This is a genomic window from Actinomadura chokoriensis, assembly GCF_041463665.1.
Classification (GTDB): Bacteria; Actinomycetota; Actinomycetes; order Streptosporangiales; family Streptosporangiaceae; genus Spirillospora; species Spirillospora chokoriensis_A.
The window spans coordinates 82,067-98,945 of sequence record NZ_JAXCEJ010000008.1; the positions used below are offsets into that span (position 1 = coordinate 82,067).

General features: G+C 71.4%; 14 protein-coding genes and 1 pseudogene. 6 read left to right on the forward strand and 9 right to left on the reverse strand.

Annotated features, from left to right (window positions below; genetic code table 11):
* Positions 1–71: 71 nt before the first annotated feature.
* Entirely contained in the window at positions 72–1,481 is a 1,410-nt protein-coding gene (locus SM418_RS15420; RefSeq protein WP_371941442.1) for a S28 family serine protease, read from the forward strand.
* Positions 1,482–1,556: 75 nt separating this feature from the next.
* Here SM418_RS15420 and SM418_RS15425 read toward each other — a convergent pair whose 3' ends face one another.
* The 4 genes and pseudogenes from SM418_RS15425 to SM418_RS15440 form a co-directional block, all read right to left on the reverse strand.
* Positions 1,557–3,140 (reverse strand): glycoside hydrolase family 13 protein, encoded by a 1,584-nt coding sequence (locus SM418_RS15425; RefSeq protein WP_371941440.1) that lies wholly within the window; start codon positions 3,138–3,140, stop codon positions 1,557–1,559.
* A gap of 37 nt (positions 3,141–3,177) precedes the next feature.
* Positions 3,178–3,543, reverse strand: a pseudogene (locus tag SM418_RS15430) (globin); the annotation flags it as partial.
* Between the two features lie 61 nt (positions 3,544–3,604).
* The gene (locus tag SM418_RS15435) at positions 3,605–4,651 is read right to left on the reverse strand and encodes a mechanosensitive ion channel family protein (protein ID WP_371941438.1); all 1,047 of its coding nucleotides are present in this window, start codon (positions 4,649–4,651) and stop codon (positions 3,605–3,607) included.
* Positions 4,652–4,935: 284 nt separating this feature from the next.
* Positions 4,936–5,235 (reverse strand): hypothetical protein, encoded by a 300-nt coding sequence (locus SM418_RS15440; protein WP_371941436.1) that lies wholly within the window; start codon positions 5,233–5,235, stop codon positions 4,936–4,938.
* Between the two features lie 382 nt (positions 5,236–5,617).
* Between SM418_RS15440 and SM418_RS15445 the strand changes: the two genes are divergently transcribed.
* The gene (locus SM418_RS15445; RefSeq protein WP_371941434.1) at positions 5,618–7,255 is read left to right on the forward strand and encodes an NsdA family TPR-like regulatory protein; all 1,638 of its coding nucleotides are present in this window, start codon (positions 5,618–5,620) and stop codon (positions 7,253–7,255) included.
* Between the two features lie 6 nt (positions 7,256–7,261).
* Complete coding sequence (locus tag SM418_RS15450; protein ID WP_371941432.1) at positions 7,262–7,852, forward strand: GNAT family N-acetyltransferase; 591 nt, start codon at positions 7,262–7,264, stop codon at positions 7,850–7,852.
* A 38-nt stretch (positions 7,853–7,890) separates the two neighbouring features.
* Here SM418_RS15450 and SM418_RS15455 read toward each other — a convergent pair whose 3' ends face one another.
* On the reverse strand, positions 7,891–8,658 hold the full coding sequence (locus SM418_RS15455; protein ID WP_371941430.1) for a class I SAM-dependent methyltransferase: 768 nt from the start codon (positions 8,656–8,658) through the stop codon (positions 7,891–7,893).
* Positions 8,655–10,760, reverse strand: coding sequence for a prolyl oligopeptidase family serine peptidase (locus SM418_RS15460; protein WP_371941429.1), 2,106 nt, complete (start codon positions 10,758–10,760; stop codon positions 8,655–8,657). Before SM418_RS15460 ends, SM418_RS15455 begins: the two co-directional genes overlap by 4 nt.
* Before the next feature lie 274 nt (positions 10,761–11,034).
* Here SM418_RS15460 and SM418_RS15465 point away from each other — a divergent pair, with 274 nt between their 5' ends.
* Complete coding sequence (locus SM418_RS15465; RefSeq protein WP_371941428.1) at positions 11,035–11,544, forward strand: HNH endonuclease; 510 nt, start codon at positions 11,035–11,037, stop codon at positions 11,542–11,544.
* Positions 11,545–11,566: 22 nt separating this feature from the next.
* Positions 11,567–11,785 (forward strand): FmdB family zinc ribbon protein, encoded by a 219-nt coding sequence (locus SM418_RS15470; protein ID WP_371941426.1) that lies wholly within the window; start codon positions 11,567–11,569, stop codon positions 11,783–11,785.
* Here the strand turns inward: SM418_RS15470 and SM418_RS15475 are convergent.
* From SM418_RS15475 to SM418_RS15485, 3 genes are all read right to left on the reverse strand, one after another.
* Complete coding sequence (locus SM418_RS15475) at positions 11,782–12,129, reverse strand: DUF1330 domain-containing protein (RefSeq protein WP_371941425.1); 348 nt, start codon at positions 12,127–12,129, stop codon at positions 11,782–11,784. The two genes, SM418_RS15470 and SM418_RS15475, sit on opposite strands and share 4 nt — an antisense overlap.
* 95 nt (positions 12,130–12,224) lie before the next feature.
* Positions 12,225–14,087 carry a dihydroxy-acid dehydratase gene (ilvD, locus tag SM418_RS15480; RefSeq protein WP_371941424.1) on the reverse strand — a complete coding sequence of 621 codons (1,863 nt, stop codon included), beginning with the start codon at positions 14,085–14,087 and terminating at the stop codon, positions 12,225–12,227.
* A 268-nt stretch (positions 14,088–14,355) separates the two neighbouring features.
* Positions 14,356–15,213, reverse strand: coding sequence for a nuclease-related domain-containing protein (locus SM418_RS15485; RefSeq protein WP_371941419.1), 858 nt, complete (start codon positions 15,211–15,213; stop codon positions 14,356–14,358).
* Between the two features lie 224 nt (positions 15,214–15,437).
* On the opposite strand from SM418_RS15485, the gene SM418_RS15490 reads away from it, so the two are divergent.
* Complete coding sequence (locus SM418_RS15490) at positions 15,438–16,862, forward strand: amidase (protein WP_371941417.1); 1,425 nt, start codon at positions 15,438–15,440, stop codon at positions 16,860–16,862.
* Positions 16,863–16,879: the final 17 nt, after the last annotated feature.

Sequence of the window (16,879 nt, forward strand, 5' to 3'; positions counted from 1 at the left end):
TCTAGGGTCGCGACGCGAATGTGGAGAACCCACGTGAAAGGGGCACAATGCGGCGCGTCTCACGAGGAGCAATGGCACTGCTGCTCGCCGCGGGGATGACCGGGGCGGGCGCCACGGCGGCGCAGGCGGCGATCACGAGCCGGGCGGGTGCGGCTCAGGCGGGTGCGGCCGAGGCGGGGGACATTCTCGCCCAGCTCACGGCGATCCCCGGCATGCGGGTGACGGAGAAGACCTCGACGATCTCCGGCTACCGCTGGTTCTTGCTGGAGTACCGGCAGCCCGTCGACCACCGCAAGCCCGACGGGCAGTGGTTCGAGCAGCGCATCATGCTGCAGCACAAGTCGGCGGACAAGCCGATGGTGCTCTACACCAGCGGCTACAACACGCCGGAAGTGATGTTCACGTCCGAGCCGACGGCGCTGGTCGGCGGCAACCAGATCTCGGTCGAGTACCGCTACTTCACCCCGTCCCGTCCCGAGCCGACGGACTGGAAGAAGGACACGATCTGGCAGGCCGCCACCGACGAGCACCGGCTCATCGGCGCCCTCAAGACCATCTACAAGGGCAAGTGGATCTCGACGGGCGCCAGCAAGGGCGGCATGACGGCCGTCTACCACAAGCGCTTCTACCCGGACGACGTGGACGGCAGCGTCGTGTACGTCGCGCCCAACGACGTCGAGAACAACGACGACCGCGCCTACGACCAGTTCTTCAAGACCGTCGGCGACGACCCCGAATGCCGCGCCCACGTCAAGGCGCTCGCGCGCGAGTTCCTCGAGCGCCGGCCCGCCATGCTCGCGCGCTTCAAGGCCGCGGCGGACGAGCAGGGCCTCACGTTCGACATCCTCCGGACGCAGGACCGCGCGTTCGAGAACTCGGTGATGGACTACGAGTGGGCGTTCTGGCAGTACAGCCTGCAGTCCGACTGCGCGTCCCTGCCGGCGGTGGACGCCTCCGACGACGAGATCTACCAGACGCTCGACAACATCTCCGGGCTGTCCTTCTACAGCGACCAGGGCCTCGCGCCCTACATCCCGTACTACTACCAGGCGGGCACGCAGCTCGGCTGGCCGTCGCCGAAGTTCAAGCACCTGCGGCCGCTGCTGCGCTACGAGAGCAGCTACCAGCCGCGCACCTACGTCCCGCGTGACATCCCGATGCGGTTCGACAACGGGCTCGCCATGCGCGACATCGACCGCTGGGTGCGGCACAACTCCGACAGCATGCTGTTCCTGTACGGCGCCAACGACCCGTGGGGCGCCGAGCCGTTCACGCTCGGACGGGGCAGCCGAGACTCGGCCGTCTACGTCGCGCCCGGCATGAACCACAGCGGCCGCCTCATCGCCAGGCTGCCCGCCGACGAGCAGGCCAAGGCGATCGCGGACGTCAGGCGCTGGGCAGGCGTGGAGGCCGGCGTCCAGGCATTCAAGGCGGCTCCGCGCGCCGACGACCCGCTGCAGCTCCAGCGCCCGCCGCTGTAGCGCTCCTGTAGCGCAGGCCCGCAGTGCGCCGGACGTGCGTCGACCCTGACGCGTCCGGCGCACCGCGCGGCCCGTTCAGGAGTTCTGGAGCCAGACGGCGGTGTTGCCGGGGAGCAGGTCGCCGTAGAGCGGGGCGCTGGCCAGGAGCGGGCTGCCGGGCGGCAGGCGCACCGGGTTCTCGCCGCAGTTGAGCGCGCAGGTGAGCGGGCCGCGCCGGAAGAAGAGGGCGGTGTCGGGGGAGTCGAGCAACTCCAGGTCCTCCGGCAGGTCGTCCACCAGGCGGCGGCGCAGCGCCAGCGCGTCGCGGTACCACGACAGCATCGAGGACGGGTCGGACGCCTGCGCCTCTGCCGTCATGGACGCCCACTGCCGCGGCATCGGCAGCCACGGCCGGACGCCGTTCGGGGAGAACCCGTACGGTTCGGCGTCGCCCGACCAGGGCAACGGGACGCGGCAGCCGTCCCGCCCGGCGAGCTCCCCGCCGGTGCGCTCGAAGATCGGGTCTTGCCGGGCGGCGTCCGGAAGGTCCCTGACCTCGGGCAGGCCGAGTTCCTCACCCTGATACAAGTACGCCGACCCTGGGAGCCCCAAGAGGAGCAGCAGTGCCGCCCTGGCTCTGGCACGCTCGATCCCAGGGACGCCCACCGGGTGCTCGTACCGGGTCAAATGACGGATGGAGTCGTGACTGGACAGCACCCACGTGGGCGCGGAACCGGTAGGCGCGACGGCCTTCAACGCGGCGACCACCACATCGCGGAACGCCGCCGCCGACCACGATGCCAGCTGCAGGTCGAACTGGAACACCTGATGCAGTTCGTCTGGACGCAGATAGAGCGCCAGGTCTTCGGGGCCGTCCGTCCAGACCTCGCCTATGGCCATGCGGTCGTCGCCGTACTCCTCCAGGATCTGCCGCCACCTGCGGTACACCTCGTGGACCTCCGGACGGCTGTAGATCGGGCCGTTGAGGACGCGCCGCTCCCGCCCCCCGAGGTCGCCGAACGACTCGTCCTTGAACAGGCCGGCGGCCACGTCGATGCGGAACCCGTCCACACCGCGGTCGAGCCAGAACCGCAGGATCTCCTCGAACTCGTCCCGGACCTCCGGGTTGCGCCAGTTGAAGTCCGGCTGCTCGCGCGCGTACAGGTGCAGGTACCACTCGCCCGGCGAGCGGTGGTCGTCCACCCGCGTCCACGCCGGGCCGCCGAACGCGGACGGCCAGTCGTTCGGCGGGCTCTCCTCGCCGGGACGTACCCCGGGCTTCCCGGGACGGAAGATATAGCGCGAACGCTCGGGTGACCCGGGTGGTGCGGCCAGTGCCTCCCGGAACCAGCGATGCCGGTCGGACGAGTGGTTCGGGACGATGTCGACGATCAGCCGCAGCCCGTGCGCGTGGACGTCCGCGATGAGGGCGTCGAAGTCGTCCAGCGTGCCGAACCGGGGGTCGACGTCGCGGTAGTCGGCCACGTCGTAGCCGCCGTCGGCCAGCGGGGACGTGTAGAACGGCGTCAGCCACAGCGCGTCGACGCCGAGGTCGCGCAGATGGCCGAGCCGGGAGCGGATCCCCTGGAGGTCGCCCTCACCGTCCCCGTCGGAGTCGGCGAAGCTGCGGACGTAGACCTCGTACACGACGGCGTTGCACCACCACGGGATTCGCGTCATACACGACGATCTACCCGATCGCGGCGATCGGTCACGTGGGGGCGTTGACCAGGCTGCGCGCCGCCATCGTGAAGTAGTCCCAGAGCTGCTTCTCCAGCGGCTCGGGCAGCTCCAGCTCCTCCACGGCCACCCGCATGTGCCGCAGCCAGGCGTCCCGCTGGGCCTCGTCGATGACGAAGGGCACGTGCCGCATCCGCAGCCGCGGATGGCCGCGCCGCTGACTGTAGGTGTTCGGGCCGCCCCAGTACTGGATCAGGAACAGCCGCAGCCGCTCCTCGGCCGGGCCGAGATCCTGCTCCGGGTAGAGGGCGCGGAGGCCGGGGTCGTCCGCGACGCCCTCGTAGAAGCGGTGCACCAGCCGATGGAAGGTCTCCTCACCGCCGACCGCCTCGTAGAAAGTCACCTGTTCAGCCATAGCGCTCCCCACCATATGTGAGACGCGTCCCAATCCTCACCTTGATCGGCTACGGCGCCGGGGTGGCCACCGTCACGCCCGCCCGGTCGAATGCCCGCTTGACCCGTTCGCGCAGCTCGCGGGCGATGTCACCCTGCTTGCCCGGCGCGGTCTTCAGCACCACCCTGATCACGACGGCGTCGCCGGCGAGCGCCTGCACGCCCCACACCGACGGCTCCTCCAGGATGAGGTTCTTCCACGACTCGTCCGCGGCCATCTCGTCGGCGGTGGTCTGGAGGATCTCCTTGACCTTCTCGGTGTCCTCCTGGATGTCGACCGGGATGTCGAGGACGGCCCGGCCCCAGTTCTGCGACTCGTTCCCGACCTTCTTGATCTCGCCGTTCGGGACGTACCAGACGATGCCGTTCACGTCCCGCATCCGGGTGACCCGCAGCGTGACGGCCTCGACCGTCCCCTTCGCGGTTCCCACGTCGATGAAGTCGCCGACGCCGTACTGGTCCTCCAGCAGCATGAACAGCCCGGCGAGCAGGTCCTTGACGATGTTCTGCGCGCCGAAGCCGACCGCGACGCCGATGACGCTCGCGCTGGCCAGGATGGGCGCGAGGTTGAGGCCGAGCGAGCCGAGGATGCTGAACGCCGCCGTCCCCATGATCAGGACGGACGCGATGGAGCGCAGCACCGAGCCGAGCGTCTGGGCGCGCTGGGCCCGCCGCTGGTTCAGCAGCGCGGGGCTGCCGTCGAAGATCGTCCGGGACCGTTCGCGGGCCCGCTCCGACATCGTCCCCTCGGCCATCCGCAGCGTGACCTTGGTGATCATCCGGTGCGCGATGTTCTTCACGATCAGCGCGACCACGAAGGTGACGACGATCAGGAGGAGGGTGGTGAGCGGCCGGTCGAGCCAGGTCGCGAAGAACTTGGTGAAGCCGGTGTTGTGCGAGACGTTCCAGACCAGGCGGCACGCCGTGGTGGGCTTCGGGTCGCCGCAGGCCGACTCCGGGGATCCCTTGTCGGCCCAGGGCAGCAGCCGCCCGGCCACGAGCGGCACGGCGGGCGACGCCGTGACGTGCGCTGCGAGCGACGGTGCGATGAACGACATGGTGCAGACCCTCCCCGGCCATTGTGGTGCCTCGGCACCTCACCGTGGACCCGCGGCGGGTACGCCCCGATCGTAGGGGACGGATCCGACCGGTTCGCACGACGCCGTCGAGGTACGGCGAGCAGGCCGGGGAGGGACTGTTCCGGCGAGCGTGTCCCGCGGGTCCGCGGCTGCCGCGCCGTTCCGGCCACGGCCCGCGGGACACGCTCGGTCTGACGGGGCGGGGGGCTGCGCTGCTCCGGGGGAGCCGGCCGGAGCGAGCCGCTCCCAGGGTGAGGTTCGTCTCAGGGGCGGCCGCTCACGCCGCGACGGAGGGGCTGCAGGACGTGCGCCAGCTTCATCGCGGCGCCGCCCACGTCGTCCACCCGGTGCATGCGCTCGCCCCACGACCACCAGAAGTAGTGGTCCTTCGTCTCGGGGGCGGGCGCGCAGGTGACGTCCTCGGCGAGGCTCGCGGCCTCGGGGTTCACGACGCGCAGGAAGGCCGGCCCCGAGCGGGTCCGGACGACGCGGGCGACGAGCCCCTGCGTGTCGAGTTCGTTCTCCAGCTCTTCGAGGTAGCCGACGCGGCTGTCGCTGACCACCTTGACACCCCCTCCTGGGCGAGCACCGGGCGTTGGCGGACCGGGCGGATGATCCACTCTCTGGATCCGTCCGGTCACTCGCGGCGAGAATTGCAACTCTCACAGTGGCGGGTCAAGTGGGCGGCCGTCCGGCGAAGTACCGGATTACCCCATCTCAGAGGAAGGGTCTCCTCCCCCGGAGGAAGAATCTCTACCCGCAGGGGTCCGGAGGCCTCCGGGACAGCGCGTCTTCTCCGAAACCGCTTGGCGGCCCACGTGCCGGGGGTTACGCTGCGTGCGCGAGAGATTATCTGTCGTGGCCATCAAGTGACCGGTCGCCGTGGCAGGGACGATCGCCCTCCCCCCGGAGAACGGCGTCCCGGCACGACGGTGAGGAGGCCGGATGTCGGACCCCCCTCGGAAAGAGACGGACGTGGCGCGCCGGATCCGCGCGCACGCTCTGGCCCGAGGTCACGGCCCGGTCCAGATCGCGCAGGAGATCCACGAGCAGTGCGGGCCGTTGTTCGGCACCAGCCGGATCAAGGCGCACCGCCTCGCCCACGGCGTCGCGCTGTCCGACATCGTGGCGCAGGTCAGGGCGCTCTACGAGGTGGACGGCAAGCCGCAGCCCCGGCTCGGGGAGACGCTGCTGTCGGCCTACGAGAGCGGGTACAAGAGACCCGGTCCCGAGTACCTGCACTACCTCTGCGCCGTGTACCGGGTGGAGCCCGACGCGCTCGACTACCGGAGTCCCTGCATCTGCGGCCGCGGCCACGCGGCCCGTACGGGCGCTCCGAGCGTCCCCCAGCCCCGCGCCCCGGCGGAGCGGCGCCCGGCACCGGTCCCCGGCGCGATCGTCGGGGCGATCGTCCCCAGGGCCGAGGAACGTCCCTGGACGACGGCCAACGACTTACGGGGCCTCGACCGCGCCGACGGCCCCCTGACCATTGATGTGGGAGAGGAGGACATCGTGCTTCGCAGAACCCTTCTGCAGCTGCTGGCCGGAGCGGGCGTGGCGCTGGACGGGCAGTTCCTTGGGGCCGTCGACAACCTGCGCCGCAAGATGGACGACACGCTCGTCGGCGCGACCGTCTCGCCGACGATGCTCGACCAGTGGGAGGAGACGACCTACGGCTACGGCCGGCAGTACCAGGCGACCCCCTCGCTCCGGATGCTCTGCGACGTCCTGCTGGACTTCAGCGAGGTGCGGCGCATGTGCGACAAGCGGCAGCCGGTCGAACTGCAGGAACGGCTGTGCCGGATCGCGGCGCAGCTGTCCGGCCTGTCCGGGCTGATCATGATCAATCTGGGCGACCACCGGCTGGCCCGCTCGTTCTTCCGCACCGCGCGCACCGCGGCCGACGAGACCGGCGACCGGCAGCTGCGCGCCTGGGTGACCGTCCGCGAGTCCCTCGTGCCGATGTACTACGGCGACCCGCGCGAGGCGTTGCACCTGGCCCGCAAGGCCCAGGACCTCGCCGGCCGGACACCCGGCGTCGCCGCCGCCATGGCCCCCGCCGTGGAGGCCCGCGCGCTCGGCATGCTCGCGATGCGCGGACGCGGTGACGCCGCCCCGAGCGCCCGCCGCGCCCTCGTCCGCGGGCGGTCGGTCTTCGACCAGCTTTCCAAGACCGACACCGGCGATCTGGTGTTCGGGTTCACCGACCGGCAGATGGCCTTCTACGAGGGCGACACGTTCACCAACCTCGGCGACCACAAGCACGGCGACGAGGTGCTCAGCCACGCCCTCACCCTCTACTCGCCCACCGACCGCGTCGACCTCACCCTGGTGCGGCTCGACCGCGCGATGTGCAGACTCCACGCGGGCCATCCGGAGGCCGCGCTGACGGCGGGCCAGGAGGCCATCCTCGACCTGCCGTCCGACCACCGGTCCGACATCCTCGTGCACCGCGCCCGCCAGATCGGCGCGGCCGTGTCGTCCAAGCACGGCGAGATCCCCGCCCTGAAGGGCTTCTACGAGGCGCTCGCCGGCCCCTCGATCAAGAGCCCCGTCTCCGTCACCCCGGCCGAGCAGGTCTGACCCGGCATGGGCAGCGCCTCCTCGCAAAGCCACCTCGTCCGGCTGCATGACGAGCCCCCCGTATGGAGCTTCGGCGATCTGCGGATCCGCCGCTACCACGCCGCCGACCACGGCACCGTCCTGGCCCTGCACCGCGAGGGCCTCGCCCAGGTCGGCCTGCGCCCCGGCGACGGCGTCTACTACGACCACGACTTCTTCCGGATGGAGGACGTCTATCTCCGCAACGACGGTGAGTTCCTCGTCGGCGAACTCGGCGGCCGCATCGTCGCGATGGGCGGCCTGCGCCGCGCCGACCTCATCCCCGGCGGACACGCCCGCGCGTTCGGCGGCTACGCCCCGGGCGCCCCGGTGCTGGACGCGGTCGAGATGGTCCGCCTGCGCGTCCTGCCCGCCCTCCAGCGCCGCGGCTACGGTTCCGCCGTCGTCCGGGCCCTGGAGGAACGCGCCGCCGAGTACGGCTACCGCGTCCTCCGTGCCGACACGACCGAACTACAGGTCCCCGCCCTTGCCCTCTACCGCAAGTTCGGCTGGCAGGAGATCCGCCGCGAGACGATCGGCGGCATGATCAACATCTACCTGGAGAAACCGCTCCGCTGACAAGGGGTGGCGCTTGCGGGTCACCGCGCCGCGGGCTCTCAGGGACGCCTGCCGCCGACGAGCTGCATCAGGGGGTAGCGGTGCCGGCGGATGCCGGTGAAGCCTCGGGCGGTGAGGGCCCGGGTCACTTCGCGGTCGCCGAAGACGGTGAAGCCGGTGGTGCGGCGGATCAGCTCGCCGGCGAGCCGGGCGCTGGGGAGCGGGTGCGGGCGGCGGGACGTGAGGATGATCAGGCGTCCGCCGGGTTTGAGGACGCGGGTCATGCCGTCCAGGGCCGTCCAGGGGTCCTCGAACAGGTAGAGGGCGCCGAAGCAGCAGACGGCGTCGAACACGCCGTCGTCGAACGGCAGGTCGACGGCGTCGCCGCGGACGTAGGTCGTGTTGTCCCTGGCGTCGTCGACCGCTTGGGCCAGCATGGTCTCGGACGCGTCGAGGCCGACGACCAGGCCGTCCGGGGCGACGCCTTCGGCGAGCGCGCGGGTGATGTTGCCGGGGCCGCATGCCACGTCGAGCACCGTCGCGGGCGGGCGGGCGGTGAGACCGAGCCAGTCGCGGGCCAGCGCGTGCTCGGCGGCGGTGTCGGGGCCGAAGGGCCAGCCCTTGGCGACGTTGAAGCCGATGGGCCGCCAGATCTTCTCGTAGATCCGCGGCAGGAAGGTCGACTCCATGGCGGACTGGGCGAGGGACGGCTTGCCGGGCGGTCCGAGCAGGTCGAGGTAGCCGGCCGACGTGTCCGGCGCCTCGGGTGGTTCGCGGAGCAGGTCGAGGACCCGTTCCGTGGTGGTCTGCACCGTCGCCTCGCTCACCCCGCTATTAGACCATGAGTCAATTCGTCGGCGGGAAAGGCCAGCCCGGTCTGCGCGGCCATGAACGAGAGGGTGTCGGTCATGAGGTCGACGGAGCGGCTCACCGACCGGGCGGCGTGGCCGACCTCCGCCTCGTTGCGCAGGAGGACGGGGGCGTCCGACGCCGTCGCGTGCTGGAGGGCGGCGCACAGCTTGCGGGCGTGCAGCGGGTCCACCCGGGTGTCGCTGCCGAACGTCGTGAACAGGACGGCCGGGTAGGCGGTGCCCGCGCGGACGCAGTGGTAGGGGGAGTAGCCGATCAGCCAGCCGAACTCCTCGGGGTCTTCCGCCGTTCCGTACTCGTCGTTCCAGGTCTGCCCCAGGCCGAACCTCTCGTAGCGCACCATGTCGAGCAGGGGGGCCGAGCAGACCACCGCGCGGTACAGGTCGGGGCGCTGGGTGAGGGCCGCGCCCACGAGCAGGCCGCCGTTGGAGCCCCCCGAGATCGCCAGCTGGCCGGGCGTGGTCAGGCCGTCGGCGATCAGCTTCTCGGCGGCGGCGTGGAAGTCGTCGAACACGTTCTGCTTGCGCTCGCGCATGCCCGCGCGGTGCCACTCCTCGCCCTCCTCGGACCCGCCGCGCAGGTTCGCGACCGCGTAGACGCCGCCCGCCTCCACCCAGGCCAGGATGCTCGCCGAGTAGGACGGCGTCAGCGAGATGTTGAAGCCGCCGTACCCGTAAAGGATCGTCGGCCGCGGGCCGGAGAGGCCGGGACGGGACGCGACCAGCATCCGCACCTCGGTCCCGTCGCGCGAGGTGTAGGCGACCTGCCGCGTCTCGATCTCGGGGACCGCGACCGTGCCCGGCGCGGAGGCCCACAGTGTCGTCTCGCCGGTGCGCGCGTCGTAGCGCATCACCGAGGACGGCGTGACGCTGTCGGTGTAGCCGAACCACGCCTCGTGCCCGCCCTCGGGCCGCTCGATGATCCCGCCGATCGAGCCGAGGCCCGGTGTGGGGACGGCCCCGATCCGCTCGCCGGTCTCCAGGTCGTGGACGGTGATCTCGCTGATCGCGTGCCGCGTCCACCCGGCGAGGAGGACGGGCCGGTCCAGGCCGTCGAGGAGGGCGAAGTCGGTGAGGACGGCCTCCGGGTCCTCCGGGACGAGGTCCCGCCACCGGTCGTAGGACGGGTCGGACGGGTCGGCGACGCAGAGGCGGGAGCGGGGGGCGTCCCGGTCGGTGAAGATGTAGGCGCGGCCGTCGCGTCCGACGTGCAGGCCGGTGCCGGCGTCGACGCCCTCCTGGACCGCGCGGAGGGCCGGCGCCTCCAGGGGCGACGCGGACAGGTCCGCGATCCACAGGTCGTTGCGCGGCGCCGTGCCCTGCGACGAGGAGACCGTCAGCCAGCGCCCGTCCCGGCTGACCCCCACGCCGTAGTAGTTGGTCTTGTCCATCCCCTCGCCGAAGATCAGCACGTCCTCGGTGTCGGGTTCGGTGCCGACCCGGTGCAGGTAGACGCGCCGGTGGTACTGCTCCTCGCCCTCCGGGACGTCCCGTGCGTGCAGCCGCCGCGCGTAGTAGTACGCCTCGCCGCCCGGCAGCCAGGCGACCGCGGAGTAGCGCGCCCGGTCGATCGGCCCCTCGACCCGCTCGCCGGTCGCGACGTCCACGACGTACAGCAGGGACTCCTCGTCCCCGCCGGTCGAGATCTTGTACGCGAGGAGGCGGCCCTCCTTGTCGGGCTGCCAGCCGTCGAGCGTCGTCGTCCCGTCCGGGTCGAGGGCCATGGGGTCGATGAGGACGCGTTCGGCGCCGTCCGGGCCGACCGTGTAGAGGACGGGGTGCTCCTGCTCGGCGGCGCGGCGGGTGAAGAAGCGGCGCTCGCCCCGCCACACGGGGGAGCCGACGCTGCCCGCGCCGAGCAGCTCGCCGAGCCGTTCGCGCAGCCCGTCCCGGCCCGGCAGCACGTCCACGACATCGTGGAAGAGCCGGTCCTGCGCGGCGAGCCATTCCCGCGTCTCGTCGCTGTCGGCGTCCTCCAGCCACCGGTACGGGTCGGCGACCCGGTGACCGTGGATGTCCTCGACGATGTCCTGGCGCTGCGCGGGCGGATACGGCGTCATGAATGCACTGTATTGGCCTTTACGGGCTGCCCGTCCGGCACACTCCGAATCGCCTTGAACGCGGCCCGGCGTTCGATCCGGACTCCGAAGGGGGATTATTGGGGTAGCGGAGGGGCTCCATCAGACGCCACACTGATGAAGGTCGGTTCGCCCCTGGGGAGGTCCTCATGGCGAGTGCGCAGGAACCGGAGACGATAATCGGGCCTCGGTCCGGGGCGCGGCTCGCCGCGCCCGCCGAGGCGAATGAACGGCACTGCCCGGCGGAGGCCGTCTGATGCGGCAGGTCCTCCTCCTGAACGCGACGTACGAACCACTCACCACGCTGCCGCTGCGGCGGGCGGTCTGCCTCGTGCTCCGGGAGAAGGCGGAGATCGTCCACCATGACACCTCGGGCGCGGTGCTGCACTCGGCCACGATGACGGTCGAGGTGCCGTCCGTCATCCGGCTGCGCCGCTACGTCCGCATCCCGTTCCGCACCCGGGTCCCGCTGACCCGCGCCGCGCTGATGCGCCGCGACCACTTCCGCTGCGTCTACTGCGGGCGCCGCGCCGAGACCATCGACCACGTCCATCCGCGCAGCCGCGGCGGGAAGCACGTGTGGGAGAACTGCGTCGCCTCCTGCATGACCTGCAACCACCGCAAGGCCGACCGTCTCCTCTCCGAGCTCGGCTGGACGCTCAGCATCACGCCCGCCGTCCCCCGCGGCGCCCACTGGCGCCTCATCGGCCTTGTCCACGACGGCGATCCGCAGTGGGCCGCCTACGTCACCGAACCCGCGGCATAGCCCTGGGCCTTATCCTGGGGACGTGCCTCGTTATGACTATCGCTGCCGCGCGTGCGGATCGACCTTCGAGGTCTCCCGCCCGATGATCAACGCGTCCGACCCGGCGCCGTGCCCGGACGGCCACGACGACACGGTCAAGCTGCTGTCCACGATCGCCGTCACCGGCACGTCCCGGGCCACCGCGCCCCCGCCCAAGCCCGCCGGCGGAGGCGGCTGTTGCGGCGGAGGCTGCTGCTCCTAGGCGTTCTGGGCCGCGCGCATGGCGCGGCCGGTCGCGGCGGCGTCGTAGCCCTGCGGGACGCCCTGCAGGAGGACGGCGGTGCCCTCCATGTTGTCGGTCCGCATGGCGAGGATCGCCTGGTATGCCTCCGAGTCGTACCAGGCGCGGGCCTTGTCCATGTCGGGGAACTCGATCAGGACGTAGCCGCCCTCGAACGGGCCTTCGAGCACCACCGCGTCGGTGGCGTGCACGAGGAAGCGGCCGCCGAACGGGTCCATGGTGGTCTGGACGCGCTCGATGTAGGTGAACACGTCGTCGTGCAGCGGCGGCTGCGGACGCAGGTGGGCGAGGGCGTAGGCGGTCATCGCGGTCTCCTTCGGTGATGGGGCCGGGCGCTTGGCCCGACACCCACCACTCTGCCCGCGAAGGGGAACGGTGGCGATTACCCGCCAGGTAATGATCAGCCGTTGAGACGGTCGAGTTGGGAGACGTCGCGGGCGGCGCCGGTCGAGGCGGAGGTGGCCATCGCCGCGTAGGCGCGCAGGGCGGCGCTGATCGGGCGGTGCCGGTCGCGGGGGCGGTAGCCGCCGAGGTCGGCGAGCAGCTTCTCGCGGCGGACGTCCAGCTCGTCGTCCGGGACGTCGAGTTCCAGGACGCGGTTCGGGATGTCGATCACGACGCGGTCGCCGTCCTCGACGAGGGCGATGACCCCGCCGCCCGCCGCCTCCGGGGAGGCGTGCCCGATGGACAGGCCGGACGTCCCGCCGGAGAACCGGCCGTCGGTGATCAGCGCGCACGCCTTGCCGAGCCCGCGGCCCTTGAGGAAGCTCGTCGGGTAGAGCATCTCCTGCATGCCGGGGCCGCCCTTCGGGCCCTCGTAGCGGATCACGACGACGTCGCCGGGCTTGACCCTGTCGCTGAGGATGCCCTCGACGGCGCTCTCCTCCGACTCGAAGACGACGGCGGGGCCGGTGAACGTCCAGAGCTCCTCGTCGACGCCGGCGGTCTTCACGATCGCGCCGTCGGGCGCGATGTTGCCGCGCAGGACGGCGAGGCCGCCGTCGGCGGTGTAGGCGTGCTCGACGGAGCGGATGCAGCCGTTCTCCCGGTCGAGGTCGAGCGACTCCCAGCGGGCGCTCTGCGAGAACGCCGAGGAGCTGCGGACGCCGCCGGGCGCCGCGTGGAACAGCTCGACCGCCTCGGGCAGGACGCCGGGGGAGCGGACGTCCCACTTGGCGACGAACTCGTCCAGCGAGGCGGAGTGGATCGAGTGCGCGGAGCTGTTCAGCAGCCCGCCCCGGTTCAGCTCGCCGAGCAGGGCGGGGATTCCGCCGGCGCGGTGGCAGTCCTCGACGTGGTACTTGGCGGTCGCCGGGGCCAGCTTGCAGACGCACGGGACGCGGCGGGAGACCGCGTCGATCTCGTCGAGCCCGAAGCCGACGCCGGCCTCGGTCGCGGCGGCGAGCAGGTGCAGGATCGTGTTGGTGGAGCCGCCCATGGCCACGTCCAGGACCATGGCGTTCTCGAACGCCTCGCGGGTGGCGATGTTCAGCGGCAGGACGGACTCGTCGTCGCCCTCGTAGTACCGCTTGGCGACCTCGACGACCGTGCGGCCGGCGTCCTCGTAGAGGCGGCGGCGGGCGGTGTGGGTGGCGAGGACGGTGCCGTTGCCGGGCAGCGCCAGCCCGATCGCCTCGGTGAGGCAGTTCATCGAGTTGGCGGTGAACATGCCGGAGCAGGACCCGCAGGTCGGGCAGGCGCTCTCCTCCATCTCCAGGAGCTTGTCCTCGGTGATCGAGTCGTCCGCCGAGGCGATCATCGGGTCGATCAGGTCGAGCTTGTTGCCGCCCATGACGCCCTCGACCGGCTTGCCGGCCTCCATCGGGCCGCCGGACACGAACACGGTCGGGATGTTGAGCCGCAGCGCGGCCAGCAGCATCCCCGGGGTGATCTTGTCGCAGTTGGACACGCAGACCAGGGCGTCGGCGCAGTGCGCGTTCACCATGTACTCGATCGCGTCGGCGATCAGCTCGCGGGACGGCAGCGAGTACAGCATGCCGTGGTGGCCCATCGCGATGCCGTCGTCCACGGCGATGGTGTTGAACTCGCGGGGCACGCCGCCGGCCTCCCGGACCGCGCCCGCGACGACCTTGCCGACCTCGTCCAGGTGGACGTGGCCGGGCACGAACTGGGTGAAGCTGTTGGCCACCGCGACGATCGGCTTGCCGAAGTCCTCGCGTTCGACGCCGCTGGCCCGCATGAGAGCGCGGGCGCCCGCCATGTTCCTGCCGTGCGTGACCGTGCGTGACCTGAGCGGTGGCATTGAGACCTCTCCAACGTGTGACGTGCCGAGCCGTGTTCTGAGAACGTTCCCGCAGCGGCGGATCGCGGCGCTGCCGCCGGCTCAGCGGAGGTCGCGCGGGCCGGCTCGTGACCCTTGATGGTACCAATCTGCGGGAGGGCACGAGAAAGCCGGGACGCGGAGGTCCCGGCAGGCGGTGTCTCGGCAGGACGGCATCCCGGTGGGGCTCGCCGTTGAGCCCTCGGGGCCGCTTTGAGCGGGCGGCCCGGGAAGCAGGCCGCCCTCGGCCTCAGTCGGGGTACTTCGGCGGCAGGGCCTTCTCGGCCGCCTGGAAGATGCGCTGCACGTCGCCGTCGGTGAGGATCTTCGGGCGGCGCCGCAGGTAGGCGCGGGCCCGGTTGCCCGCGTAGACGTCGACGTCCCGCACCCGCATGACCTTCCACGGGATGGACGGGCCGTAGATCGCCACGGACGGCTGCACCGGCACCTCGAATCCGACCCGCTCGGCGAGGATGCTGCTGGCCATCTGGGCCTCCCAGCGCGCCTCGTCCAGCCTCTCCTTCTTGTTGAAGGGGCCGTGGAAGAGCTTGAGGTGGGACATGGTGCGCACGGGGAGACGCTTGTCCCACTTCTCGGAGTCGATGGCGTAGACGCCGCTCGGACCGATCACCAGGTGGTCGATCCGGCCGTCGCTGACGCCCTCGTCGTCGCGGGGCACGGCGCGTGCGTGGAGCACGAGGTACCCGTTGCGCCTGAGGGACTTCAGCTGCTTCTCGGTGCGCCGCTCGGCGGCCGAGGACTTCTGCCAGGCGGTGACGGAGGAGCTCTTGCGGGAGCTCCGGACGAGGTCGCCGACGACCACCAGGATCGCGACGGCGGCGCCGATCCGCCAGCCGAGCAGGACCAGGGCGGCGATGCCCGCGACGACGGCCGCGCCGACCCGCCACATCCAGCGGCGGATCTGGGGGTCGTCGAGCAGCGCCGTGGCGGTGCGCTCGCCGGGGTCTTCCTCGGGACGCTCCTTCACCGGAGCCTGGTGATGGTGCTCACGCGTTTCCTCCGACGCTTCCTCCGGCCCCGTCTCCTCGGACCGGGCCTGGGGCTGGCCCCTGGCTCCCTGGGTATCGCCCCGCTCCGTGATCGCCATGAGTGACGCTCCGTATCCCTTTCCCCTCGGGGGCATGATCCTCCGAGCGCAGAGTAATCATCCGGCCGGTCGGCGACTAGGCATGCGGGGTTAATAGTTTTGTCGCCCTGGGGTCAGTGAGCAACTTACGCGACGGAGGGGTGGGCCGACACTCTTCTCCTTTCCGTTTTACTCCTCTTTGCCCCCTTTGATGCCCGCGCACACGGGGTCTAGCGTTCCGATTCGTGACACAAATCCATGACCTCAGCGCCACCCGGATGGCCGCGGCCGTCCGCACCGGGGAGATATCTCCGGTCGAGCTCGCCGATCACTACCTCGCTCGCATAGAACGGCTGAACGACCAGGTCGGCGCCTATGCGACGGTCACCGGCGACCGGGCCCGCGAGGAGGCGCGGCGGGCCGAGAAGGCGGTGCTGGAGGCGGCCGGCCCCGCCGACCTGCCGCCGCTGCACGGTGTCCCGGTCCCGATCAAGGACCTCAACATGGTGGAGGGCGTCCGGACGACCTTCGGGTCGGCCGTGTACTCCGATCTGACCGGCTTCGCGAACGACCATGTGGTGACCAAGCTGGCGCAAGCGGGTTCTGTGCTGCTGGGCAAGACGACGGCCCCGGAGTTCGGGCTGCCCTGCTACACCGAGAGTGACGTCGCGCCTCCGGCCCGGACGCCGTGGGATCTCACCAGGTCGGCGGGCGGGTCCAGCGGCGGCGCCGCGGCGGCGGTCGCGTCCGGGCTGGCTCCGGTCGCGCAGGGCAGTGACGGCGGCGGCTCGATCCGCATCCCGAGCAGCGTGTGCGGGCTGTTCGGGATCAAACCGACCCGCGGCCGGGTCTCGGCGGGCCCGATCGTCCCCGACCTGTTCGGGCTGTCCACGAACGGCCCGATCGCCCGCACCGTCCGCGACGCGGCCCTGCTGCTGGACGTGATCGCCGGTCACATGCCCGGCGACCTGTACCGGGCGCCCGAGGCGGGCGGCCCCTTCCTCGACCACGCCGGCCGGGCGCCGGGCCGGCTGCGCATCGCGCGGAGCAAGGAGTCGCCGGTGCCCGGGGTCGAGGTCCACCCGGACTGCGTCGCCGCCTACGACGAAGCCTCGGCGCTGCTGGAGGAGTTGGGCCACGAGGTCGTGGAGCTGCCGCAGACGCTCGGCGCGGACATGGTCCCGCACTTCGCGACGCTGTGGGGCGTGATGGCGACGATGACGCCGGTCCCGGAGGAGAGCGAACACCTGCTGCAGCCGCTGAGCCGCTGGCTCCGGGGCCTCGGCGAGGCCACCACCGCGCCGCGGCTCTTCCAGGCGCACGCCGCGCTGCAGGGGGCGCTGCGCGCGGCGTTCCCGGTGATGGAGGAGTTCGACGCGATCCTGCACCCGACGCTCGCGATGCCGCCCGTCCCCGTCGGCCACTTCCACGAGCAGGAGCCGGAGGAGAACTTCCGGCGCCAGACCCAGTTCACCCCGTTCTGCGCGATGTACAACATCTCGGGGCAGCCGGCGGTGAACGTCCCCCTGCACTGGAACGGCGACGGCCTGCCGATCGGCGTCATGCTGGCGGGACGTCTCGGCGGCGAGGGCACGCTGATCTCGCTGTCCGCGCAGCTGGAGGAGGCCCGCCCGTGGGCCGGCCGCAAGCCGGAGATCTGGACGGCGTGACCCCGCCCGCACCGGGA

Excerpts from the sequence above, each read along its gene's own strand:
- SM418_RS15420 (WP_371941442.1), top strand. The coding sequence starts at position 72 with ATGGCACTGCTGCTCGCCGCGGGGATGACCGGGGCGGGCGCCACGGCG.
- SM418_RS15425 (WP_371941440.1), bottom strand. The coding sequence starts at position 3,140 with ATGACGCGAATCCCGTGGTGGTGCAACGCCGTCGTGTACGAGGTCTAC.
- SM418_RS15460 (WP_371941429.1), bottom strand. The coding sequence starts at position 10,760 with ATGACGCCGTATCCGCCCGCGCAGCGCCAGGACATCGTCGAGGACATC.
- ilvD (WP_371941424.1), bottom strand. The coding sequence starts at position 14,087 with ATGCCACCGCTCAGGTCACGCACGGTCACGCACGGCAGGAACATGGCG.
- SM418_RS15475 (WP_371941425.1), bottom strand. The coding sequence starts at position 12,129 with ATGACCGCCTACGCCCTCGCCCACCTGCGTCCGCAGCCGCCGCTGCAC.
- SM418_RS15485 (WP_371941419.1), bottom strand. The coding sequence starts at position 15,213 with ATGGCGATCACGGAGCGGGGCGATACCCAGGGAGCCAGGGGCCAGCCC.
- SM418_RS15465 (WP_371941428.1), top strand. The coding sequence starts at position 11,035 with ATGCGGCAGGTCCTCCTCCTGAACGCGACGTACGAACCACTCACCACG.
- SM418_RS15450 (WP_371941432.1), top strand. The coding sequence starts at position 7,262 with ATGGGCAGCGCCTCCTCGCAAAGCCACCTCGTCCGGCTGCATGACGAG.
- SM418_RS15445 (WP_371941434.1), top strand. The coding sequence starts at position 5,618 with ATGTCGGACCCCCCTCGGAAAGAGACGGACGTGGCGCGCCGGATCCGC.
- SM418_RS15435 (WP_371941438.1), bottom strand. The coding sequence starts at position 4,651 with ATGTCGTTCATCGCACCGTCGCTCGCAGCGCACGTCACGGCGTCGCCC.